Source organism: Porphyromonas levii, assembly GCF_018206105.1.
Lineage (GTDB): Bacteria > Bacteroidota > Bacteroidia > Bacteroidales > Porphyromonadaceae > Porphyromonas_A > Porphyromonas_A levii.
On the sequence record NZ_JADRGN010000108.1, the window covers coordinates 1 to 262 of the forward strand.

General features: G+C 45.8%; 1 protein-coding gene. It reads right to left on the reverse strand.

Features of this window, described 5'->3' with window-relative positions:
• Positions 1–262: transposase (locus tag IX315_RS09895; RefSeq protein WP_211837429.1), on the reverse strand; the 262-nt coding region annotated here is incomplete at both ends.

The window sequence follows — 262 nt, forward strand, 5'->3', positions numbered from 1 at the left end:
ATAAGTTCCCTGAGGAACGTTATCACATTTTTCGCTAAGAAAGACATAGCGACTGCTACCTCCGTTGTCTCTGGAAGTCGTGTCCTTATCCTAGCAGCTCCGTAGCGCATCTTCACGGTTCCGAAAGTCCCCTCTACCTCATTACGTTGGTGCATCTCCTTGAGTTCTGCCTCTGTCTTTTCTTGTTTTGGGGGACGTCCCAGTCTTTTGCCTATTGGGATAATGTCTTTGCTCTCCATGTATTGACAGTTGTTTTTATTGA